The sequence below is a fragment of the Flavobacterium collinsii genome (assembly GCF_946903285.1).
GTDB lineage: Bacteria > Bacteroidota > Bacteroidia > Flavobacteriales > Flavobacteriaceae > Flavobacterium > Flavobacterium collinsii.
The window spans coordinates 2336444-2361902 of sequence record NZ_OX336425.1 but is presented as its reverse complement, the minus strand read 5'-3'; the positions used below and the strand labels follow the sequence as shown (position 1 = coordinate 2361902).

The following is a 25459-nucleotide window of genomic DNA, read 5'->3' as shown; positions in this document are numbered from 1 at the left end:
TTTTTAGTAATTAGTCCTTAGTGCATAGTAATTAGTCCTTAGACTCTTTACTAGTTACTTTTCACTAGTTACTGCTCTTGCGCGAGCAAATATCTTAACATACTGAGATAAAGAAAAGTACTTTTATTTACTATTTTAGAAAGTTTCTCCCCGTCCGCCTTAACGGACGGGAAAAGGTGTACATAAGCTTACGGATTATTAGTACTACTCGACTATGACATTACTGCCTTTACATCTATAGCCTATCAACGTGGTCATCTTCCACGATCCTTAAAAGAAATCTCATCTTGTGGTGGGTTTCGCGCTTATATGCTTTCAGCGCTTATCCCTTCCAAACGTAGCTACTCTGCGGTGCCCCTGGCGGGACAACAGATACACTAGAGGTTTGTCCAATTCGGTCCTCTCGTACTAGAATCAGATCCACTCAAATTTCTAACGCCCACAGTAGATAGAGACCGAACTGTCTCACGACGTTCTGAACCCAGCTCGCGTGCCACTTTAATGGGCGAACAGCCCAACCCTTGGGACCTTCTCCAGCCCCAGGATGTGACGAGCCGACATCGAGGTGCCAAACCCCCCCGTCGATATGAGCTCTTGGGGGAGATCAGCCTGTTATCCCCGGCGTACCTTTTATCCTTTGAGCGATGGCCCTTCCATGCGGAACCACCGGATCACTATGCTCTACTTTCGTACCTGATCGACCTGTATGTCTCTCAGTCAAGCTCCCTTATGCCATTGCACTCTACGCACGGTTACCAAGCGTACTGAGGGAACCTTTAGAAGCCTCCGTTACTCTTTTGGAGGCGACCACCCCAGTCAAACTACCCACCAAGCAATGTCCTCTTCATCGAAGAGTTAGGCCTCAGATAAACAAAGGGTTGTATTTCAACAATGACTCCACAACGCCTGGCGACGCCACTTCACAGTCTCCAACCTATCCTACACATCATTTATCCAAGGTCAATACTAAGCTATAGTAAAGGTGCACAGGGTCTTTTCGTCCCACTGCGGGTAAACGGCATCTTCACCGTTACTACAATTTCACCGAGCTCATGGCTGAGACAGTGTCCAGATCGTTACACCATTCGTGCAGGTCGGAACTTACCCGACAAGGAATTTCGCTACCTTAGGACCGTTATAGTTACGGCCGCCGTTTACTGGGGCTTCAATTCAATGCTTCTCCGAAGATAACATCTCCTCTTAACCTTCCAGCACCGGGCAGGTGTCAGGCCCTATACTTCATCTTACGATTTTGCAGAGCCCTGTGTTTTTGATAAACAGTCGCCTGGACCTCTTCACTGCGGCCAGCTTGCGCTGGCGACCTTTCTCCCGAAGTTACAGGTCTATTTTGCCTAATTCCTTAGCCATGAATCTCTCGAGCACCTTAGGATTCTCTCCTCAACTACCTGTGTCGGTTTACGGTACTGGTACTAATTACCTGAAGTTTAGAGGTTTTTCTTGGAAGCCCTTAGGCGCACTATCTCTTTGTCCGAAGACTCCGAGTACTATCGTATTTCCCCAAGATCTGTGGATTTGCCTGCAGATCTTATAGGTAGGTACTTCAACGAACTATTCCGTCAGTTCGCGGCGCTTTCATCACTCCGTCACCCCATCACAGTAATTAGTAGTACGGGAATATTAACCCGTTAGCCATCGACTGTCCCTTTCGGGTTCGCCTTAGGACCAGACTAACCCACAGCTGATTAGCATAGCTGTGGAAACCTTAGTTTTTCGGTGTGCGGGTTTCTCGCCCGCATTATCGTTACTTATGCCTACATTTTCTTTTCTAACCAGTCCAGCATACCTGACGATACACCTTCAACCCTGTTAGAATGCTCCCCTACCACTTACAGTCAGACTGTAAATCCATAGCTTCGGTAATACACTTATGCCCGATTATTATCCATGCTCGTCCGCTCGACTAGTGAGCTGTTACGCACTCTTTAAATGAATGGCTGCTTCCAAGCCAACATCCTAGCTGTCTGGGCAGACAAACCTCGTTCTTTCAACTTAGCGTATATTTGGGGACCTTAGCTGATGGTCTGGGTTCTTTCCCTCTCGGACTTGGACCTTAGCACCCAAGCCCTCACTGCTGAGAAACATTATATAGCATTCGGAGTTTGTCAGGAATTGGTAGGCGGTGAAGCCCCCGCATCCAATCAGTAGCTCTACCTCTATATAACTTTACGCTCAGCGCTGCACCTAAATGCATTTCGGGGAGTACGAGCTATTTCCGAGTTTGATTGGCCTTTCACCCCTACCCACAGGTCATCCGAAGACTTTTCAACGTCAACCGGTTCGGTCCTCCACTATGTGTTACCACAGCTTCAACCTGCCCATGGGTAGATCACACGGTTTCGCGTCTAACACTACTGACTAAAGCGCCCTATTCAGACTCGCTTTCGCTACGGATCCGTGGCTTAACCACTTAACCTTGCCAGCAACGTTAACTCGTAGGCTCATTATGCAAAAGGCACGCCGTCACCCCACGAAAGGGCTCCGACCGCTTGTAAGCGTATGGTTTCAGGATCTATTTCACTCCGTTATTCACGGTTCTTTTCACCTTTCCCTCACGGTACTGGTTCACTATCGGTCTCTCAGGAGTATTTAGCCTTAGCGGATGGTCCCGCCAAATTCAGACAGGGTTTCACGTGCCCCGCCCTACTCAGGATACCACTATCTATTATACTCGTTACCCATACGGGACTATCACCCTCTATGGTGTCACTTTCCAGTAACTTCCGGTTCCTTGTACATAAAATGTCGTGGTCCTACAACCCCAATCATGCCGTAACATCATTGGTTTGGGCTAATCCGCGTTCGCTCGCCACTACTTACGGAATCACTTTTGTTTTCTTCTCCTCCGCCTACTTAGATGTTTCAGTTCAGCGGGTTTGCCCACCTATCGGTGTACTATGTCTTCAACATAGTGGGTTGCCCCATTCAGGTATCTACGGATCAATCGGTGTGTGCCCGTCCCCGTAGCTTTTCGCAGCTTATCACGCCTTTCATCGCCTCTGAGAGCCTAGGCATCCCCCATACGCCCTTATTTTGCTTATTGTACCAATCTTAAAATTAATTAAGACCGTTTTTTTTTGTCTTTTACAATAAAATTGTAAAAAACGCTTTCTACTTTTTATTATTTTCTTATCTCAATATGTCAATGAACTTTATTAGCTGTAGGCTTTAAGCAATACGCTTTAAGCTTTCTTAGCTTACCGCCTAAAGCTTATAGCTTTCGGCTTTGTGGAGAATAACGGAGTCGAACCGTTGACCTCCTGCGTGCAAGGCAGGCGCTCTAGCCAGCTGAGCTAATCCCCCATTTTTAAATGATGAGTTATGAATTATGAGTTATGATTTCTCTCATAAACGCTCAACTTCTAAAATTTCCTTTATCTTAAGTATTTCAGTCTTTTTTAGTTTGTTGTTTTTTTTATTATAACTTATAATTCATAATTTATAACTCTAAACTCTAAAAAAGTAGTCCCGGGCAGACTCGAACTGCCGACCCCTACATTATCAGTGTAGTACTCTAACCAGCTGAGCTACGAGACTCTGTTTTACTTAATTTTCATTATTTTTTAAATTAACAGCAAGAGTAAGTGAATGTTGTGATTCAGAACCTTCTAAATTAACATCTTTTTTCCTCAACGTGTATTACTACTAACATTTGAGGCTCTAGAAAGGAGGTGTTCCAGCCGCACCTTCCGGTACGGCTACCTTGTTACGACTTAGCCCTAGTTACCAGTTTTACCCTAGGCAGCTCCTTGCGGTCACCGACTTCAGGCACCCCCAGCTTCCATGGCTTGACGGGCGGTGTGTACAAGGCCCGGGAACGTATTCACCGGATCATGGCTGATATCCGATTACTAGCGATTCCAGCTTCACGGAGTCGAGTTGCAGACTCCGATCCGAACTGTGACCGGTTTTATAGATTCGCTCCTGGTCGCCCAGTGGCTGCTCTCTGTACCGGCCATTGTAGCACGTGTGTAGCCCAAGGCGTAAGGGCCGTGATGATTTGACGTCATCCCCACCTTCCTCACAGTTTGCACTGGCAGTCTTGTTAGAGTTCCCGACATGACTCGCTGGCAACTAACAACAGGGGTTGCGCTCGTTATAGGACTTAACCTGACACCTCACGGCACGAGCTGACGACAACCATGCAGCACCTTGTAAATTGTCTTGCGAAAGATCTGTTTCCAAACCGGTCAATCTACATTTAAGCCTTGGTAAGGTTCCTCGCGTATCATCGAATTAAACCACATGCTCCACCGCTTGTGCGGGCCCCCGTCAATTCCTTTGAGTTTCATTCTTGCGAACGTACTCCCCAGGTGGGATACTTATCACTTTCGCTTAGCCACTGAAATTGCTTCCAACAGCTAGTATCCATCGTTTACGGCGTGGACTACCAGGGTATCTAATCCTGTTCGCTACCCACGCTTTCGTCCATCAGCGTCAATCCATTAGTAGTAACCTGCCTTCGCAATTGGTATTCCATGTAATCTCTAAGCATTTCACCGCTACACTACATATTCTAGTTACTTCCTAATAATTCAAGTTTAACAGTATCAATGGCCGTTCCACCGTTGAGCGATGGGCTTTCACCACTGACTTATTAAACCGCCTACGGACCCTTTAAACCCAATGATTCCGGATAACGCTTGGATCCTCCGTATTACCGCGGCTGCTGGCACGGAGTTAGCCGATCCTTATTCTTACGATACCGTCAAGCTGCTTCACGAAGCAGTGTTTCTTCTCGTATAAAAGCAGTTTACAATCCATAGGACCGTCATCCTGCACGCGGCATGGCTGGATCAGGCTTGCGCCCATTGTCCAATATTCCTCACTGCTGCCTCCCGTAGGAGTCTGGTCCGTGTCTCAGTACCAGTGTGGGGGATCTCCCTCTCAGGACCCCTACCCATCGTAGCCTTGGTAAGCCGTTACCTTACCACTAGCTAATGGGACGCATGCTCATCTTTTACCGTTGTGACTTTAATAGTAGAATCATGCGATTCAGCTATACTATGAGGTATTAATCCAAATTTCTCTGGGCTATCCCTCTGTAAAAGGTAGATTGCATACGCGTTACGCACCCGTGCGCCGGTCTCTGCTTCCGAAGAAGCATACCCCTCGACTTGCATGTGTTAAGCCTGCCGCTAGCGTTCATCCTGAGCCAGGATCAAACTCTTCATCGTATATTTTTTATATTATATTGCGATGCTTTATCTATCGGTTCTTTTCGAATCTCTCGATTCATTTACTCTTATTCTTTTGTTTTAACATCTCTGTTAAAACGGCTGTCAATTCAATATGTCTACGAACGTGTTTCTTTTCTTGTTTCGCTTGTTTCTCAAAGCGGGTGCAAAAGTAGAAAACTTATTTCTAAACGGCAAGAGATTTTTGAAGTTTTTTTTTAAGAAAATTTCTTTCCTTTTTTCCTTCTCTCCCTACCAGTCTTTCAATGAGCTTCCCGTGTTTTACCTCACTTAACTTCTATTTTTAAAAGTGTTCGGTGAACTTCGTTTGCGGGGTGCAAATGTAATATCCATTTTCAAATCTCACAAGCTTTTTCGAATCTTTTTTTGAAAATTTCTTTTCGTTTTAATTCGTTTGCTTGTCAGTATTTCAGTGAACGTCTATCGCTGTTGCGGGTGCAAAAGTAGTCACTTTATTGAGTTCTACAAGCTTTTCATCGAACTATTTTTGATCTTTTTTCAAACTTTATCTTAACACTCTGATAACACCCCTTTTACAAATTAAACTATTTTCAGGTTTGAAAGGTTTTTCTCTATCAAATCTCTTTCCCCATAGTTCCATCTTTCCAAACACCCCTATTTTACTAGTCTCGCAAAGGCGCAAAGACGCCAAGTTTTTATTTTATGACCGATCTTTCCTCTGAAAATCTCTGCCCTAGCCCCGATAGAAGTGGAAATCCTTTTGCTTTTTCCTTTAAAAAGCAAAAGATTGAAACCAATAGCGGGAGAAAGCTACTAAATTTCTTAAATTCCAAATCTCATCTTCGACTTCGCTCAGCTGAACATAATCACTCCTTATATATAGGAACAGAAACAACAAACCCGACAGGTTGAAAAAACCTGTCGGGTTGTGGAGCGGAATTCTTCCTTATATATTAGGTAGTGTGAATTTCTACTTATATGGATACACTAATTTAAACTATCAATTACTTGTTTAGTAATTTCGATGCTTTTTAACTTAGCTTGATGATCGAAGATTGGGCTGGTTACCATTAGTTCGTCGATTCTGGCGTAATCGATGAACTTTTTAAGATCTGTTGCTAATTGTGCTTTGTTTCCTGTAAAAGTACATGCGGTCATTTGGTTGACATGAAAGCGTTCTTCTTCGCCCATAATATCATCTAGAGAATCTACAGGCGGCTGCAGGCCTTTTCGATCGTTTCGAATTAAATTCAAAAACATTTGATACAAACTCGTAGATAACCTTTCGGCTTCTTCGTTTGTATCTGCCGCAACAATATTGACACACGCCATGGTTTTTGGTTTATCTAAAGTATTTGACGCCTGAAAATTTTCGCGATAAAACTCAAATGCCTGTATCATTTGTCGCGGAGCAAAATGTCCGGCGAATGCATACGGTAATCCATAGGCTGCAGCAAGAGCAGCGCTATCCATACTTGAACCTAAAATCCAGATTGGAACACCTGTTCCTTCTGCTGGAAATGCTCTTACTTTTGCTGTCGCATTTTCGGTCGAGAAGTAATCCTGAAGCTTCGTTACATTTTGCGGAAATCGCTGTGCTTGTTCAAAAAAGTCTTTTCGGATAGCTTCGGCCGTTGGCTGATCTGTCCCGGGAGCTCTTCCTAAACCTAAATCAATTCTACCCGGATAAAGTGTTTCTAAAGTTCCAAATTGCTCTGCTACTATTAAAGGAGAATGATTGGGTAACATGATTCCACCAGAACCTACTCTAATGTTTTGTGTTTGACTCGCAATGTAACCAATCAATACAACTGTAGCCGAACTGGCGACATGTGCCATATTGTGATGTTCTGCAAGCCAAAATCGCTTGTATCCTAAATTATCTGCTAATTGCGCTATGTCTTTTGTTTTTTGAAATGTTTCTTTGGCATTACTATCCTGAGTAATGATAGCGAGCTCTAATAATGAGACTGAAATTGGGTTTTTCATATAAAAAAATGCTAGAATACAAAACTACTTCATTTACATGGATACCTTTCGTTTTCTGTTGTTAATAGATTTATAATATTTCTTTCGACTAGTAAATACATTTTTCAATAATCTGTTAGCATAATTGCTTTTAACTAATAGAGACATAGATTCTATATTTATAAAAATATTTCACTTCATTCAAGAACGTCACAAAAGATTTATATTTCGCTCCTCTGGAGCTTTTTGATACCTGAAATTTACATTTACCAGAAGCATTTTACTCCACTGGAGCAATTTCAGAAAAAACAGGAAGCTTTACTTTTTTAAACCTGAATTCCCCCCTCCTTTTTTTCTTCAAATTTATCCCACAATTCGTAAGTCAAAAGATTTAAAGACTAAATTTGTATTTCGAAATGCACTACTCGATTTAACAATATCCCCAAATGACACATAAAATTTTAATTATAGACGACGAAGAAAAACTAAGAAGTCTGCTCGCACGCATTATCAAATCGGAAGGATTTGAAGTGATTGAAGCCAAAGATTTAAAATCCGGTTTTAAGAAACTCGAACAAACCGATATTGATGTCGTTTTATGTGATGTAAAATTACCCGACGGAAATGGTGTTGACTTTCTACAGCATATAAAAGCAAGTTTTCCTTTGATTGAAGTTATTTTACTAACAGCTTTCGGAAATATTCCGGATGGTGTTCAGGCTATGAAAAATGGTGCTTTCGATTATATCGTAAAAGGCGACGATAATGATAAAATCATTCCGCTACTTTACAAGGCTGTCGAAAAAGTACATTTGCAAAAAAAGGTAAAACAACTTGAAAAACGCATTGGCGACAAATATTCTTTTAATACAATTATTGGAAAATCAAAAGGCATAGAACAGGTTATTGATTTAGCTAAAAAAGTAGCCAAAACCGATTCAACTGTTTTACTAACAGGCGAAACCGGAACCGGAAAAGAGGTTTTTGCGCAAGCCATTCACGAAAACAGTAACCGTGTCGGTAAATCTTTTGTGGCCTTAAACTGCAGTACTTTCAGCAAAGAAATCCTGGAAAGCGAACTCTTCGGACACAAACAAGGTGCTTTTACCGGAGCTTTAAAAGACAAAAAAGGTTTTATCGAAGAAGCCAATGGTGGTACTTTATTTCTGGATGAAATTGGAGAAATGCCCATTGAGCTACAAGCTAAATTGTTGCGCGTTTTAGAAACCAGCGAATACATTCCGCTTGGTGATACCACTCCAAAAAAATCAAATTTCAGGTTGATTGCCGCAACAAACCGAGATTTAAAAATAGAAAGCGAAGAACACCGTTTTCGTTCCGATTTGTATTTCCGACTCAATATTTTTGAGATTACACTACCGCCATTACGAGAAAGAGTAAAAGACATTGCGCTTTTGACACACTCTTTTGTCAAACAATTTTCTGAGAAAACCAATAAAAAAACATTGCAGGTAACCGATGATTTCATTCAAAAATTAGAACATTATTCATGGCCGGGAAATATTCGTGAGCTTAAAAACATTATTGAAAGATCGGTTATTTTGAGCAGCAACGATACGCTGACTTCAGATGTTTTACCTTACGAAATGCAACATGAAAAAGAAAAAAACACCAAACAAATGTCGGCTTTTTCAATGCAGAGTGTTGAAAAACTACACATTCAGAAGGTTTTAAATTACTCAAAAGGCAACAAGGCCGAAACGGCACGCTTACTCGAAATCGGGATTGCAACTCTGTATAGAAAATTAGACGAATATGGAATTCAGTAGTAATGTGGCAATGTGAGATGTTGTTTGTAAGATCTTAGATGCGAAATTTTTAGTTTTTTCAAATCGCTTTTCACTTTTCACAAACAATATTTCACATCTTACAAATAACAAATCACCTTATCATTTCAATAAAAGCTTATCATTATGATAGGCTTTTTTTGTGCCTTATTTTTGGCACAAAACCATAATTTACTTACCAGTAACACTTTAGGTATTATTTTGTAATTTAGGTCTAACTTTTGGCATAAGAGGGAAGAACACAAAAATTCATTCTCATGAAAAATCAAGTCACTTCAATCTACAAACAAGCTGATCGCTTTGCTGAGATAACTAAAAAATCAATAATATCCGGCAATATTGTTCGCGCAAAAAAATGCCTGGCACTTGCTGAACGCCTATTCATCAACGGAAGTATCGAAACTAAAAATGCCATTTCGAATGTGTATGTTTTCTCGGTTTCTTCTTTTATGGAAATGCGTCACTGTAATATCTCACATCTTTTTCCACAAACGCTTAAAGCAGAATATATCCGACAAGTTAATACTTCAGGAGTCTAATTTTAGTAAAATGTACACTGTAAAAGGTGAAATGTAAAATAAAACCATATCCACAACTAACATCTCACATTTCACAATTTACATCTCACAAATAATATTTCACAAATCTAAAATCTAATAATCTATGTTAATCACATTTCTTTTGCTCGGACTGGGCGCCCTACTCTTTGCCATCTGTTTTAAATCAGTTGAATTTTTTGAAAAAATATAAATCATGACTGCACTATTTATTGTTTCGATTGCCGTTTTTGGCTATTTGGTTTATGTATTAATTAAACCTGAAAAATTTTAATGATGTTACAAGTTATAAGTGAGATGTTGGATGTTATACATCGATCTCCTTTTACAAATCACATCTGACATTTCACTAAAATTAAAAAAAATTATGAATACAGAATTATTAGGTGTCATTGGTATTTTTATCCTCACGATAGTTTTAGCCATTCCCTTAGGAAAATATATTGCTAAAGTTTATTTAGGTGATAAAACGCTTTTTGACCCAATTTTCAATCCAATTGAAAAAATTATCTTTAAAATCAGCGGTATCAATTCCACTGAAGAAATGAACTGGAAACAACACTTAAAAGCCCTTTTAAGTATCAATATGATTTGGTTCTTTCTTTGCTTCTTTATCTTATTATTCCAGGGATCGTTGTTTTTAAATCCCGATAACAACCCGTCAATGAGTCCGGATCTGGCCTTTAATACAGCCATTTCATTTGTTGTCAATTGTAATTTACAGCATTACTCTGGCGAAAGCGGTGTTTCTTATCTGTCACAAATGTTCCTAATGTTCCTTCAATTTGTTTCTGCCGGTGTAGGACTGGCCGCTGCTGCGATGGTTTTCACTGCAATGAAGGAAAGAACAACCGAAAAACTAGGTAACTTTTACAATTATTTTATCAAAAGCTGTACGCGTATTTTATTGCCTCTTTCAGCTATTGTAGCAGTTGCTCTATTGTTTAGCGGAACTCCTATGACGTTTGAAGGAAAAGATGCGATTACAACTTTACAAGGTGATACCGTAGAAGTTTCCCGCGGACCTGCCGCAGCATTTATTGCAATTAAACATATCGGTACCAATGGTGGTGGTTTTTTTGGAGCCAATTCAGCACACCCCTTAGAAAACCCAACTTACTTTAGTAATGCGGTTGAGTTATGGGCACAATTAATTGTTCCGTTTGCCATGATTTTTGCCTTAGGCTTTTATCTGAAAAAAAGAAAATTATCTTATGTCATTTTTGGTGTTATGACGGTTGGATTCCTGTTACTGGTTATCCCAACGGTAATGAGTGAAATCAACGGAAATCCTGCCATCGAAAAAATGGGAATCGCTCAAACAACCGGGGCAATGGAAGGAAAAGAGGTTCGTTTAGGGCCAGCCATTTCAGGTTTCTGGAGTATTGCCACGACTGTAATTTCTACAGGTTCTGTAGATAGTATGCACGATAGTTCAATGCCGGTTTCTGGTGCTATGGAATTGCTTGCCATGATGGTGAATGCGTTTTACGGCGGTTGCGGTGTTGGTATTCTAAACTTTTACATCTTCATTATTCTCGCGGTATTTATTTCCGGATTAATGGTAGGACGAACACCTGAATTTTTAGGAAAGAAAATTGAGGCCCGGGAAGTTAAGATTGCCGCTTTCATTGCAATTCTTCACCCTTTATTAATATTATCAGGAACAGCTTTAGCCTCTTATTTTGCTGCAAATGACACAGCTATGGGATGGTGGTTTAGCGGAAACGCGACAGGCTGGCTCAACAATCCGGGACATCACGGATTCTCAGAAATGTTGTACGAATATACTTCAAGTGCAGCTAACAATGGTTCTGGTTTTGAAGGTTTGGGAGATAACAATCCGTTCTGGAATATCACTACAGGAATTGTTTTATTGTTAAGCCGTTTCATTCCAATCGTTGGACCACTGGCTATCGCAGGTTTACTGGCAGGTAAAAAATACATCCCGGAAAGTGCAGGAACTTTAAAAACAGATACTACAATTTTTGGAATAATGGTTTTTGCCGTAATCGCAATTATCGCTGCTTTATCATTCTTTCCGGCATTAGCACTTGGACCTTTAGCGGAGTATTTTACACTAAAATAATTAATTTCTCAATGCTAAACGATGTTTTTTAAACACATAGAAACATAGATAAAATGAATTCAAAAGAAAATTAAAGAAAACTCATTTTTTTCACATAGCTCTGTGAATGTATGAAAGTAAAACGTCCTTAATCTCAAAAGAAAGAATCTATGTTTCTATGTGTTAAAAGAAACAGTCAACTAATAAATAATATAAAAAAAATGACTCATAATAAATCCACATCGTTGTTTGAAAGTAAGCAGGTAAAAGAAGCTTTAGTGCAATCTTTTGTAAAGCTTAATCCAAAAATGATGATCAAAAACCCGGTAATGTTTACCGTAGAAATAGGAACTGCCATTATGTTTGCTGTTTGTGTTTCCATCTTAATGGGAGCTCAGGATCAGGGTAGTTTCATTTACAACCTGATTGTATTTTTAATTTTACTGGCTACGCTTTTGTTTGCCAATTTTGCCGAAGCCATTGCTGAAGCGAGAGGAAAAGCACAAGCCGACAGTTTAAGAAAAACACGTGAAGAAACTCCGGCCAGACAGATTTTACCTAACGGAGAAATCAAAAACATCAGTTCTTCTGAATTGAAAAAAGGAGACATCTTCATTTGCGAAGCAGGTGATTTAATTGCTACTGACGGTGAAATTATCGAAGGATTGGCTACTATAGACGAAAGTGCCATTACAGGAGAAAGTGCTCCTGTGATTCGGGAAGCCGGAGGTGACAAATCATCTGTAACCGGTGGAACAAAAGTATTATCAGACAAAATAAAAGTAATTGTAACGTCGGAACCTGGCGAAAGCTTTTTGGACAAAATGATTGCTCTGGTGGAAGGTGCAAGCCGTCAGAAAACGCCAAACGAAATTGCATTAACCATTTTATTAGCCGCATTTACTTTAATCTTCGTGATTGTGTGCGTTACGCTAAAACCGTTTGCCGACTATGCAAATGCACCCATCACGATTGCGGCTTTCATTTCTTTGTTTGTCTGTTTAATTCCAACTACAATTGGTGGTTTACTTTCTGCCATTGGAATCGCGGGAATGGACAGAGCTTTGCGTGCCAATGTAATTACAAAATCAGGAAAAGCGGTTGAGACTGCCGGAGATATTGACGTTTTACTTTTGGATAAAACCGGAACCATAACAATTGGAAACAGAAAAGCAACGAATTTTTATCCTGCTAAAGGTGTTTCAGAAGAAGATTTTATAAAATCTGCCGTGCTAAGTTCATTGGCAGATGACACTCCGGAAGGAAAGAGTATCGTGGAATTGGCTGGAGCCGAACTTGCCAATAAATTATCTATTGAAGGTGCTACTTTAATTAAATTTACCGCAGAAACCAGGACTTCCGGAGTTGTTTTAAAAGACGGAACCAATATTAGAAAAGGAGCTCAGGATGCAGCAAAAAACATCGCACTTCAAGCCGGAAACTCTTTCCCTGAAGATATTGCTCAAAAGGTAATTGATATTTCGTCTAAAGGAGGAACACCACTGGTAGTTATTAAAGACAATCAGGTTCAAGGGGTTATCGAATTACAGGATATTATTAAAACGGGAATGAAAGAACGTTTTGACCGTTTGAGAAAAATGGGTGTTAAAACGGTAATGGTGACCGGAGATAATCCGCTTACTGCGAAGTTTATCGCCGAAGCTGCCGGTGTTGATGATTTTATTGCCGAAGCGAAACCTGAGGATAAAATGAATTACATTAAAAACGAGCAGAATCTGGGTAAACTGGTAGCCATGATGGGTGACGGAACCAATGACGCTCCTGCCCTTGCGCAAGCCAACGTGGGTGTTGCCATGAACAGCGGAACACAGGCCGCTAAAGAAGCCGGAAACATGGTGGATCTTGACAATGATCCAACGAAGTTAATCGAGATCATCGAAATTGGAAAACAGTTATTAATGACTCGTGGTACGCTGACTACTTTCTCCATTGCCAATGACGTAGCAAAGTATTTTGCTATTGTTCCTGCCCTTTTCATCACGGCAATTCCAGCTTTGGAAGGTTTAAATATCATGCGTCTGCACAGTCCGGAAAGCGCCATTTTATCGGCCGTAATTTTTAATGCGGTAATTATCCCAATATTAATCCCTCTAGCATTAAGAGGTGTCGATTATAAACCAATCGGAGCAAGTGCCATCTTAAAAAGAAACCTGTTGATTTATGGTTTAGGCGGGTTGCTTGTCCCTTTTGTCGGAATTAAGTTAATTGATATCGTTGTTGCTCTCTTCATGTAAATAAAAGTTACTAAGAAACTAAGTTGCTAAGGTTGTAAGTTTTTTCCCTTAGCATCTTAGAAACTTAGCAACTCAGAACCTTAAAAATAAAAATAAAATGAAAAATATATTTTCACTATTCAAGCTGACGCTGCTAACCGTAATTCTGTTTGCAGTTATTTATCCTCTTGCAATCTATGGAATCGCACAATTTGCTCCAAATCAAGGAAAAGGAGAAACGATTTCGGTTAACGGAAAAGTGGTTGGATACCAAAAAATTGGTCAGAAATTCGATAAATCCAATTATTTCTGGGGACGACCTTCGGCTGTAGATTATAATGCTGCCGGAAGTGCCGGAAGCAATAAAGGACCAAGTAATGCCGAATATCTTGCTTTGGTTCAAAAAAGAGTGGATACGTTTTTAATCGTTCATCCCTACCTGAAAAAATCTGAGATTCCTGCAGATATGGTTACAGCTTCAGGAAGCGGTTTAGATCCGAATGTTTCACCACAAGGTGCTTTGATTCAGGTAAAACGTATTGCCAAAGAAAGAAAATTAGACGAAGCTAAAGTGAAAGCTTTGGTAGAATCTAAAATCAATACCGCTGTTGTAGGTCCGGAAACAGTTAATATTCTGGAGTTGAATGTGGCTTTGGATGCTTTAAAATAAGGTTCAAAGGTTCAAAGTAACAAAGGTTCAGAGATTTTACTAGCGTATTCTTGTCATTTCGACGTAAGGAGAAATCTTCGTTGCTGAATCGACAAAGATTGATATTTATTACGGAGTTTCTTGTGAAGATTTCTCCTTACGTCGAAATGACAAACAGAACGTAAAATCAGAATAGAAAATAATTTTAATAAATACCTAACAGGCTTTAAAAACCTGTTAGGATAATGAATGCCCCCTTTTTGCCCCAAATAATCTAGCCCCGATAGTAGTGGAAATCCTTTTGTGTCCGCCGCGGCGGACACAAAAGATTGAAACGGATAGCGGGATTAGCTCCTAAAAAAATCTACTAATAAATTACTACCGAGGACACTGTCTCCTCACAATCAAAACAAAATGAAAAAAATTATACTTACCGCTTTAATCGCTTTTGGTTATAGCAACTTACATGCTCAGGAAGAATCAAAAAGTCCGTTTACATTTTCAGGATACGTAGACGTTTATTACAGCTATGATTTCGGAAAACCGGACAATCATACTCGCCCGGGATTTATTTACAACTACAATAGAAGTAATGAAATGAACATCAATTTAGGATTAGCAAAAGTGAACTACAGTAAAGGCAATGTTCGCGGAAATTTTGCTCTGATGGCCGGAACTTACGCCGAGTACAACCTGGCCGCCGAACAGGGTTTGTTAAAAAATGTATATGAAGCAAATGTGGGAGTGAAGATTTCTTCTTCTCATAATTTATGGGTCGATGCGGGAATTATGCCATCGCATCTTGGTTTTGAAAGCGCGATTGGAAAAGATTGTCAAAATCTAACCCGAGGTATTCTGGCTGAAAACTCTCCTTATTATGAAACGGGAGTTAAAATTGGCTACACTTCTGAATCCGGAGAATGGTATCTGGCCGGGATGTATCTGAATGGCTGGCAGCGTATCCAAAAAGTAAAAGGCAATCAAACTCCTGCTTTTGGAACTCAGGTTACCTACAAACCATCAGACAAAGTGGTACTGAACTGGAGTACTTATGTAGGAAATGAACAACCGGATATTGACAAAAAATGGCGTTATTTTAATAACTTTTACGGGCAATTTAAAGTAACTGATAAAACAAATATTACTGCCGGTTTTGATGTTGGAACACAACAATCGGTTAAAAACAGTACTAAATATGACGCCTGGTTTTCACCAATTTTGATTTTACAATACAAACCAACTGATAAAATTCAGCTTGCAGCCCGTGGCGAATATTATAGTGATGAAAAAGGAGTAATTATTGCAACAGAAACTCCAAATGGTTTTAAAACTTACGGATTTTCAGCTAACTTTGATTACTTAGTAACTGATAATGTAATGTTTAGATTAGAAGCAAGAAATCTTTCCAGTAAAGATGAAATATTTACAAAAAACAATCTTCCAACGAATACGAACGCGTTTGTAACGACTTCGCTGGCGATTTCTTTTTAGCCTTAGGCTATAAGCTTTAAGCAGTAAGCTTTCGTCCTACTGCTTAAAGCCTAAAGCTTACTGCTTAAAGCAAAAAATATGGAAAAAGAAAATAATGCACAGCACTTTCTCGATTTAATTCAGAAATCACGAAAGGGAAAGTTTAAAATTTACATTGGGATGAGTGCCGGTGTGGGTAAAACTTACCGGATGCTGCAGGAAGCACATTCGTTATTAAAAAACGGAATCGATGTAAAAATTGGTTACATCGAAACGCACATGCGAAAAGAAACGCATGAGCTTTTATCTGGTTTGCCTGTGATTCCACGGCGAACCATTTTCTATAAAGGAAAAGAACTCGAAGAACTCGATGTACAGGCAATTATCAACCTTAGACCTGAAGTTGTCATTGTCGATGAACTCGCACACACCAACGTTGAAGGAAGCAAAAACGAAAAGCGCTGGCAGGATGTTCTGGAGATTCTCGAAGCCGGAATCAATGTGATATCGGCAGTAAATATTCAGCATATTGAAAGTTTAAATGAAGACGTTAAACGCATCACAAGTATTGATGTACAGGAACGTATTCCGGATAATGTTTTACGATTGGCCGACGAAGTCGTAAACATCGATTTGACTTCTGAAGATTTGATTGCACGCCTAAAAGAAGGAAAAATTTATACGGCAGATAAGATTCAGACCGCTTTGGCTAATTTTTTCAAATCAGAACAAATTTTACAATTGCGTGAATTGGCTTTGAAAGAAGTAGCCAGCCAGGTAGTTCGAAAAGTAGAAAATGAAGTACCTCAGCTACATGCTTTAAGACACGAAAAATTACTGGCCTGCATTAGCAGCAACGATAAAACAGCAAAAATTGTAATCAGAAAAGCAGCGCGTCTGGCAAGTTATTATAACGGATCCTGGTATGTTTTGTATGTAGAAACTCCGAAAGAAAGCAGTACTAAAATTGCATTGGACAAACAACGGCATTTGATTAATAATTTTAAACTGGCTGTTCAGCTGGGTGCCGAAGTAATTAAAACAGAGAACCAAAATATTGCCGACGCTATTTTAATGACGGTCGAAGAAAAACATATTACAACTGTCTGTATCGGAAAACCGCATTTAAATTTATTTAAAGTAATTTTGTCTACAACAATTTTCAGACGTTTATTGAATAGCCTGTCTTTATCAAATGTTGATCTTGTTATATTATCCTAAAATGCGAAATGTTTTATGTAAAATGTGAGATGTTTTTGTGAAATACATTTTACATTTCACAACGAACTTTTTACTAGAAAAAGCAAAAAATGAGAATTAAAACCAAATTGAATCTGGGAGTCGGATTGTTATTTTTAATGATTATTATACTCTCTTTAGTGAGCGGATATGCTGTTTTTTTAATCAAAGCAGATACCGAGAATATTCTGAAAGCGAATTACAATACACTTGAATATTCCAGAAATATGATTTTATCTTTGGACGAAATCAAAGTGAATACTGATAGTACGATTCATACTTTTAAGGAATATCTTGAAAAACAGACCCAAAATGTTACAGAACCCGGAGAAAAAGAAGCCACGGCCAAACTAGAACGTGACTTTGCTCTTTTAGAAAAAAATGGTTCTAATGAAACGGTGAAGGCACAAATCAGGCAGGATATTTTTTCGATTATGAAACTCAATCTGGATGCCATCAAGCAAAAGGGTGATATTGCCAAACATACTGCCGAAAATGCCAATTTATGGATTGCCATTGTGGGAACGCTCTGTTTTTTAATTGCCTTTAACCTGCTGGTTAATTTGCCCAATAATATTGCCAATCCAATTAAGGAATTAACGCAGAGTATTAAAGAAATTGCCAATAAAAATTATTCCGAACGGGTACATTTTACCAATCACAACGAATACGGTGACCTGGCAAAATCCTTTAATACAATGGCGCAAAAACTCCAGGAATACAACAATAGTAGTTTGTACAAATTATTCTTCGAGAAAAAACGACTCGAAACCCTCATCAATAACATGCACGACCCTATTATTGGTTTAGACCATGAAGGTGTGATTTTGTTTGTGAATGATGAAGCTCTGAAAATTATCGGAATGAAACTGGAAGATGTTATTGGTCAATCCGCTTCAACTTTGGCTGTCTCCAATGATTTAATTCGCTCTTTGATTCTGAAAGAACCTGCAGCCAATTCTCAGAAAAAACATCCAATGAAGATTTTTGCCCACGGAAAAGAAAGTTATTTTGATAAAGAAACCATCAACATCACCATAACTCCAACAGGCGAAGAAAAGGAAATTAATATTGGAGACGTAATCATCCTGCGAAATATTACCTTATTTAAAGAACTTGATTTTGCAAAGACTAATTTTATTGCAACCGTTTCACACGAATTAAAAACACCAATTGCTTCTATAAAACTAAGCCTTCAATTGCTTCAAAACAACAAAACAGGCGAAATGAACGACGATCAGAAACAACTTGTAGAAAGTATTAAAGAAGACAGTCAGCGTTTATTGAAGATTACAGGCGAATTACTTAATTTATCACAATTAGAAACCGGGAATATTCAGTTAAACATTGAGAAAAGCAATCCTTACGCAATTGTAAATTATGCTACCGAAGCCGTAAAAATTCAGGCCGAACAAAAACAAATCAAACTCATTGTTGAAGCCAATGAACACCTGCAAGATGTAAAAGCCGACAGTGAAAAAACAGGATGGGTTTTGATTAATTATTTATCGAATGCGATTACCTATTCGTCTGAAAAAAGTACGATTATCATTCGGTTAAAAGAGGAAAACGATCAAATTACATTTGAGGTTATCGATACCGGAAAAGGAATTGATGCCCGCTATAAAGACAAAGTCTTCGATAAATATTTTCAAATTCCGGGAAGTCAGAAATCAGGAACCGGATTGGGTCTTGCCATAAGTAAAGAATTTATTGAAGCTCAAAACGGAACTATTGGTGTTGAGAGTAATTTGGGATTAGGAAGTACGTTTTGGTTTTCGCTGAAGGTCTAATCCAAAAAGACATAGAGAGCGATAAATCATAAAGATAACGCTCCTCCGGAGCTTAATTAGGGCTCTCTTTTATAAAATAATATGAATAAAAAGAAATCCGTGTAGATCCGTGTTTTCGCATTAGCGAATCTGCCTAATCCGCGTACAATTTATACGCCTCTAATGGAGTCGAAGACCTTTTCCACTGTAAAGCCCTTCGACTTAACCCAAAGTGATCACACAAAGCGGTATAATATTTAGTCAATCTTAATTCAATTATCTATTTTAAAGCTACCGGGTTAATATTCGCTTAAGGTTCAGTTAAACCAAAAATACTTAGGTCAGACATACGTTATTATTGCAACTTTTAACAATAACGAAGATGTTTTACAAAGCGATTTCTCTGGTATTTTTATTTGTTTTTTTGGGTGCCAATGCACAGCAAAATGATTCTATAACAAAAATTGACAGTACTTCACGACAATTAAAATTCAATTACAAGCAACTAATCATTCCGGGTGTTTTAATTGGTTATGGAGTAATTGGACTTGAAAGCGACCAACTTTTAAGTTTTAATCATCAAATCAAAAATGAAGTTACTGAAGATATTGACAACAAGATCACGATTGATGATTTCTCTCAATATGCACCGGCTGCTTCTGTTTATGCCCTGAATGCTTTTGGTGTGGAAGGAAAGAATAATATGCGGGACCGGTCTGTCATCTTTGTAACTTCATACGTTATTATGGCTTCGACAGTTTTGGGTTTAAAATCGATTTCACATGTAGAAAGACCCGATGGAAGCTCAAAAAACTCGTTCCCTTCCGGACATACGGCGACTGCTTTCGCCGGAGCGGAGTTTTTATGGCAGGAATACAAAGACAAATCGATTTGGTACGGAATTGCCGGTTATGCTGTAGCAACCGGAACAGGGCTTTTCAGAATTTACAACAACCGTCATTGGTTAACGGATGTTGCTGCCGGAGCCGGAATCGGAATTTTGAGTACCAAAATTGCCTACTGGATTAATCCCTACATTACCAAAAAATTATTTAAATCATCTTCTGAAAATAAATCAACTTCTATGGTAATGCCGTTTTATAATGGTAAACAATACGGATTGGGGTTTGTGAAGGTTTTTTAGTTTTTTTTCCACAAAGACGCTAAGACGCAAAGTTTATTTAGAGCGGCAGAATAAAAGTTTTTTTTACCACGAATTACACAAATATTCGCGAATCGTATTGATTGTCGTTTGAATAGAAATTTGTGATAATTTGTGTAATTCGTGGTAAAAAACTAGAAAAAGCTATTCAAAATTCCTTCTAATCTGTACAATCTGTGGCAAAAAATTACGTATTCGCCGTATTATTCTTAATCTCCATTACCTCTCTTTTTACCTCCAGAAGTAAATCTTTCATACTTTGAGATTCTGTCTGTTCATGGCGTTTATCACTTCTTCCAATATTACATTCGTATTCCCAGATTTCTAAGATGTCTGAGGCTTTTACTTCATAATTTGGATAAAAACGATTATCAGATTCTAAAACCAAAGTATTCTTTTTGTTTTTATTCAGACGTTTATAGACCATTCCTTCATTTTTGGTAATCAGGATATACGTCTTACCATCCATCACCTCTCCCAGCCTTTCTACATAACGGCCAATAATAATAGATCCGTCTTCATGTGGTGGCATCGAATCGCCTTCTACAGGAAATCCGCGATGTTTACCCGGACCTAAAAACGGAAGAGAGACTTGTTGTAAACTTTCAATATACTCCGGATCGGCATATCCGTTTAAGTAACCTGCTTTTGCTCGTTGAGATACAATTTCGATATAATTCTCCCCAAAACGGTCTACTTGTATGGGTAGAATAAGTCGGTTGCCTTCCAGTTTTATCAAATTTTCTATATCAATCTTTCGTATATCGACAGACAATAGTAAGTCAATACTCGTATGAAAATATAAAGCAATTTGTTTCAAGATATCGTACGGCGCCTCAGAGGTTCCGTCCTCGTATTTAACATATCTTCCTCGGGTAATCTTTAGGTTCTCAGCTAATTTCTCCTGCGATATTTTATGCTTAACCCTCAATGCTCTGATGTTATCTGAAAATAAGGACATAATTAATTTGTTATAATTTGGAACAACAAATATACAAAAAAATGTTATCATCTGTACTAATTTTGTTTACTACAAAAACAAGAAAATGGCAAGGGCAATTGTACACATGGATCTGGATACCTTTTTTGTATCCTGTGAAAGACGCACCAACTCTGAACTAAACGGAATTCCGCTTATTATAGGCGGTGGAGACCGTGGTGTTGTGGCCTCATGTTCCTATGAAGCCCGTAAATTTGGAGTCCGTTCTGCCATGCCGATTCGTATGGCATTAAAACTTTGTCCAGACGCAAAAGTCATGAAAGGTGATATGGAATTGTATTCGCAATTATCACATGATGTTACACAAATCCTTCAGGAAAAAGCACCCGTTTTAGAAAAAGCCAGTATCGATGAGTTTTATCTCGACATTACCGGGATGGATAAATTTCACGGCAGTTATAAATGGACCAACGAATTGGCACAATCTGTAATTAAAGAAACCGGATTACCCATTAGCTTTTCATTGTCTATTAATAAAACGGTTTCTAAAATTGCAACCGGAGAAGGCAAACCAGTAGGAAAGCTCGAAATTCCGGAACAAGAGGTGCAAGACTTTTTAAATCCTTTATCGATTCAGAAAATCCCAATGGTTGGAGCGGTTACTTTTCAGCTTTTGTCCAGAATTGGCGTTCGTAAAATTCAGACTCTAGCCGAAATGCCTGCCGAGATTTTACAACAAATGATTGGTAAAAATGGTCTGGAACTCTGGAAAAAAGCACACGGAATTGACCACACTCCCGTTGAACCCTATACCGAAAGAAAATCAATATCTACCGAAACCACTTTTTCTCAGGATACAATCGACATTGCAAAACTGAAAAGAATACTTTTAGGAATGGTCGAAAAACTGGCTTTCCAGCTTCGGGCCGAGCAATGGCTAACCTCAACGGTTACGGTTAAAATACGCTACGCTAATTTTGATACCGAAACCAAACAGTGCAGAGTGGCTTATACCTCAGCCGATCATATCCTGACCAAAAATGTGACGGAACTTTTTGAAAAAGTCTACCAGCGCCGAATGCGACTTCGCCTGATTGGAATTCGCTTTAGCGGATTGGTGCGCGGAACCTACCAAATTGATCTTTTTGAAGACACTCAGGAAATGTTATCACTTTATGAAGCGATGGATAAAATGAAAAAACGTTATGGTTTTGACGCCGTAATGCGCTGTGCCGGAGCTTCTTTTAAACCTAATACTAAAGACGATATTTTAAAACGAACCAAATAATGCATCTTAATTGTCATTCATACCATTCATTACGTTACGGCACAATTCCGCTTAAGGAATTGGTTGATCAGGCCGTTTCCTGTGGTATAAAAACAATGGCGCTTACAGATATTAATACCGTTACCGGAATTTATGATTTTATAAAAGCATGTCAGGAAAAAGGAATTAAACCTTTAGTTGGGATGGAATTTCGATCCAATCATGAATTTCGATATATTGGGTTAGCTCAAAATGCAGAAGGTTTAGCCGAAATGAACCGCTTCTTAACAGAACATAATTTCAGCGGAGAACCATTGCCTTTAATTGCTCCCGAATTTAAATCCGTTTTCGTGATTTATACCTTAGAAAATGCTCCTAAAGTTCTTCGCAAAAATGAATTTATCGGTATTCGTCCTGAAGAAGTTTCAAAGCTTTTTACATCTGAACACAAAAATAAAATGAATCAGATGGTTGTTTTGCAGCCTGTCACTTTTAGAACTAAAACAGAACACAATCTGCATAAAATTCTTCGGGCAATTGACACCAATATTATTTTATCTAAACTAACAGAATCTGATTACTGCAAAGCTTCTGAAATGCTGCAACCTTTGGAATCTCTTTTGCCTTTTTATGAAAAATATCCTGAAATCATAACCAATACTCAGAAAATTATTGATTCCTGTAATTTTGAATATGATTTTGGAGTTCCAAAAAACAAAAAATTCTATACTAATAGTCGTCAGGAAGATTTAGAAAAACTGACCGCCCTGGCTTGGGAAGGATTCAAAAACCGTTATGAAGACGAGAACCAGGAAGCAAAAAAACGTGTCGAAAAAGAACTGAAAGTTATCGATGAATTAGAATTCAGCGGATATTTCTTAATCACCTGGGACATTATTCAATACAGCAACCGTCAGGGTTTTATGCATATTGGTCGCGGAAGCGGTGCAAACAGCATTATCGCCTATTGTCTCGGAATTACAGACATCTGCCCTATTGAACTGGATTTGTATTTTGAACGTTTTTTAAACCTCAACCGCAAAACTCCTCCCGATTTTGATATTGACTGGAGCTGGCAGGAACGAAATATAATTCTGGAATATATCTTCGGAAAATACGGTAAAAATCATGTTGCTTTTTGCGGTACGAATGTCGAATTCAAGTACCGATCTATTTTTAGAGAAGTTGGAAAAGTTTTCGGGCTTCCAAAAGAAGAACTGGATATGCTGGCTAAAAATCCCGAAGAGCTTCACGAAACCAATAAGATCGTAAAACAGGTTCAGTATTATGGTCGTATGCTCGGCAAATATCCAAACCAGCGCAGCATGCACGCCTGTGGCATTTTAATTTCCGAAGAACCTATTACGAATTATACTCCTTTAGAAATGCCTCCAAAAGGATTTCCGATTGTATTGTTCGACATGCATATTGCAGAAGAGATTGGTTTTGAAAAATTCGACATCCTGAGTCAGCGAGGTATTGGTCATATTGACGACAGCGTAAAACTCATTGCCAAAAACCGGGGTATAAAAGTTGACATTCGCAATACTTCCATTTCTAAAGACGAAGCTTTATGCAATATCTATTTGGCTCAGGGAAAAACGATTGGCTGCTTTTATATCGAAAGCCCAGCCATGCGTGGTTTATTACGCCGACTGAATTGTGATAATTATAAAATTCTGGTGGCGGCTTCCTCTATCATTCGGCCCGGTGTAGCACAATCCGGAATGATGAAAGAGTATATTTTTCGCCATAATAATCCAACTCAGTTTGAGTATTTTCACGAGGTCTTCAGGGAGCACCTCGGTGAAACGTATGGTATTATGGTGTATCAGGAAGATGTAATTAAAATCGCGCAGCATTACGGTGGACTTCCCGCTGCTGACGGCGATATTCTACGTCGTGCCATGTCCGGAAAAGGAAGATCTCTGGAAGCTTTGCAAAAAGTAAAAGATAATTTCTATGCGAGCTGTGCTCAAAAAGGACATCCGGAAATGCTGAGCCAGGAAATTTACCGTCAAATTGAATCTTTTGCTGGATACTCTTTTTGCAAAGCGCACTCGGCTTCTTATGCTGTAGAAAGTTATCAGAGTTTGTTCCTGAAAGTTTATTACCCTGTAGAGTTTATGACCGCAGTAATTAATAATCAGGGCGGATTTTACAGAACCGAAGTTTACGTACACGAAGCGCGTATGTCAGGCGGCAACATACACAACCCCTGTGTGAATAAAAGCGAATATCAGACTACTTTATATGGTACAGACATTTATCTTGGCTTTATGCATCTGCAAAGCCTGGAGTCTAAAACGGCTCACTTAATCGAATCGGATCGGGAGAAAAACGGGGCTTTTCTTTCTTTGGAGGATTTTATCAACCGAATTCCTATTGGCATTGAGAGCATGAAAATTCTAATTTTTATAGATGCTTTTCGTTTTACAGGAAAAACCAAAAATCAGCTTTTGGTCGTCGCAAGTTTACTTCTTAATAATTTCAAACCCGAAAACAGAAACCTGAGGCTGATACAGGAACCGGTAAAGGAATACAAACTTCCTACTCTGGAACGTTCTTTATATGAAGATGCTTTTGATGAAATTGAACTATTAAGCTTTCCTGTATCCTGTACCGTTTTTGATCTTTTACAAACCAAACACCGTGGTGATATTATGGCCAAAGATTTAGTAGCCCATCATAAAAAACAAGTCCGCATGCTCGCTTACCTCATCTCAAGAAAACAAGTTCCTACTAAGAAAGGAACGATGTATTTTGGTACCTGGATCGATCATGAAGGCACTTATTTTGATACTGCACATTTTCCTGATAGTCTCGCAAACTATCCTTTTCAGGGTGGCGGCTGCTATCTTTTATTAGGAAATGTCGAAGTCGATTATCATTTTCCAACCATTACAATAACCAAAATGGCCAAAATGCCTTTTATTCCGGATCCGCGCTATATGGATGCTAAAGATCAGTTTAAAACACAACGCCAAATTAAAGAAGATGTTAGTCCAACGCATCGGGCCCCTTATCCGCAAGGACATGAGATTAATTTGCCCCGGCACCGAATGAAATTTTAGTTTTCAATTACAGCCGTCGCAGTTTCCAGCCAGATAAATAGTCATTAAAAAATGCACACTGAAACTGAGACTGG

14 protein-coding genes, 2 tRNA genes and 2 rRNA genes are annotated in these 25459 nt (G+C 39.0%); 12 read left to right on the top strand and 6 right to left on the bottom strand.

Going from position 1 to position 25459, the window contains the following annotated elements:
• Window positions 1-178: 178 nt before the first annotated feature.
• The 5 genes from OGZ34_RS10220 to OGZ34_RS10200 form a co-directional block, all read right to left on the bottom strand.
• A 23S ribosomal RNA gene (locus OGZ34_RS10220) occupies window positions 179-3061 on the bottom strand.
• Window positions 3062-3247: 186 nt separating this feature from the next.
• Window positions 3248-3321: transfer RNA gene (locus OGZ34_RS10215), tRNA-Ala, on the bottom strand.
• 160 nt (window positions 3322-3481) lie between these two features.
• Window positions 3482-3555, bottom strand: a tRNA-Ile gene (locus OGZ34_RS10210).
• A 127-nt stretch (window positions 3556-3682) separates the two neighbouring features.
• Window positions 3683-5195: ribosomal RNA gene (locus OGZ34_RS10205) — 16S ribosomal RNA — on the bottom strand.
• Together the 16S and 23S rRNA genes with 2 tRNA genes alongside form the textbook arrangement of a ribosomal RNA operon.
• A gap of 969 nt (window positions 5196-6164) precedes the next feature.
• Complete coding sequence (locus OGZ34_RS10200; protein ID WP_263362943.1) at window positions 6165-7166, bottom strand: LLM class flavin-dependent oxidoreductase; 1002 nt, start codon at window positions 7164-7166, stop codon at window positions 6165-6167.
• 425 nt (window positions 7167-7591) lie between these two features.
• On the opposite strand from OGZ34_RS10200, the gene OGZ34_RS10195 reads away from it, so the two are divergent.
• From OGZ34_RS10195 to OGZ34_RS10150, 10 genes are all read left to right on the top strand, one after another.
• Window positions 7592-8935 (top strand): sigma-54-dependent transcriptional regulator, encoded by a 1344-nt coding sequence (locus OGZ34_RS10195; RefSeq protein ID WP_263362942.1) that lies wholly within the window; start codon window positions 7592-7594, stop codon window positions 8933-8935.
• Window positions 8936-9210: 275 nt separating this feature from the next.
• Window positions 9211-9492 carry a DUF7674 family protein gene (locus tag OGZ34_RS10190; RefSeq protein WP_173964278.1) on the top strand — a complete coding sequence of 94 codons (282 nt, stop codon included), beginning with the start codon at window positions 9211-9213 and terminating at the stop codon, window positions 9490-9492.
• A 214-nt stretch (window positions 9493-9706) separates the two neighbouring features.
• On the top strand, window positions 9707-9784 hold the full coding sequence (gene kdpF / locus OGZ34_RS10185) for a K(+)-transporting ATPase subunit F (RefSeq protein WP_073075461.1): 78 nt from the start codon (window positions 9707-9709) through the stop codon (window positions 9782-9784).
• A gap of 93 nt (window positions 9785-9877) precedes the next feature.
• A complete protein-coding gene (gene kdpA, locus OGZ34_RS10180; RefSeq protein WP_173964279.1) occupies window positions 9878-11599 on the top strand; it encodes a potassium-transporting ATPase subunit KdpA in 1722 nt (573 codons plus the stop codon).
• A gap of 200 nt (window positions 11600-11799) precedes the next feature.
• A complete protein-coding gene (gene kdpB, locus OGZ34_RS10175; RefSeq protein WP_263362941.1) occupies window positions 11800-13833 on the top strand; it encodes a potassium-transporting ATPase subunit KdpB in 2034 nt (677 codons plus the stop codon).
• Between the two features lie 97 nt (window positions 13834-13930).
• Window positions 13931-14482, top strand: coding sequence for a K(+)-transporting ATPase subunit C (locus tag OGZ34_RS10170; protein ID WP_263362940.1), 552 nt, complete (start codon window positions 13931-13933; stop codon window positions 14480-14482).
• Between the two features lie 393 nt (window positions 14483-14875).
• Window positions 14876-15952, top strand: a complete 1077-nt coding sequence (locus OGZ34_RS10165) for a porin (RefSeq protein WP_263362939.1) — start codon at window positions 14876-14878, stop codon at window positions 15950-15952.
• Window positions 15953-16030: 78 nt separating this feature from the next.
• On the top strand, window positions 16031-17152 hold the full coding sequence (locus tag OGZ34_RS10160; RefSeq protein WP_173964283.1) for a sensor protein KdpD: 1122 nt from the start codon (window positions 16031-16033) through the stop codon (window positions 17150-17152).
• An 89-nt stretch (window positions 17153-17241) separates the two neighbouring features.
• The gene (locus tag OGZ34_RS10155) at window positions 17242-18963 is read left to right on the top strand and encodes a sensor histidine kinase (RefSeq protein WP_263362938.1); all 1722 of its coding nucleotides are present in this window, start codon (window positions 17242-17244) and stop codon (window positions 18961-18963) included.
• 361 nt (window positions 18964-19324) lie between these two features.
• A complete protein-coding gene (locus OGZ34_RS10150; protein ID WP_263362937.1) occupies window positions 19325-20086 on the top strand; it encodes a phosphatase PAP2 family protein in 762 nt (253 codons plus the stop codon).
• Window positions 20087-20291: 205 nt separating this feature from the next.
• On the opposite strand, the gene OGZ34_RS10145 is transcribed toward OGZ34_RS10150, so the two are convergent.
• On the bottom strand, window positions 20292-21065 hold the full coding sequence (locus OGZ34_RS10145; protein WP_173964286.1) for an XRE family transcriptional regulator: 774 nt from the start codon (window positions 21063-21065) through the stop codon (window positions 20292-20294).
• A gap of 85 nt (window positions 21066-21150) precedes the next feature.
• Here OGZ34_RS10145 and dinB point away from each other — a divergent pair, with 85 nt between their 5' ends.
• Together dinB and OGZ34_RS10135 are read left to right on the top strand one after the other, a co-directional pair.
• Window positions 21151-22332 carry a DNA polymerase IV gene (dinB, locus tag OGZ34_RS10140; RefSeq protein ID WP_173964287.1) on the top strand — a complete coding sequence of 394 codons (1182 nt, stop codon included), beginning with the start codon at window positions 21151-21153 and terminating at the stop codon, window positions 22330-22332.
• Window positions 22332-25385 carry a DNA polymerase III subunit alpha gene (locus OGZ34_RS10135; RefSeq protein WP_263362936.1) on the top strand — a complete coding sequence of 1018 codons (3054 nt, stop codon included), beginning with the start codon at window positions 22332-22334 and terminating at the stop codon, window positions 25383-25385. Before dinB ends, OGZ34_RS10135 begins: the two co-directional genes overlap by 1 nt.
• The last annotated feature ends 74 nt before the right edge of the window (window positions 25386-25459 follow it).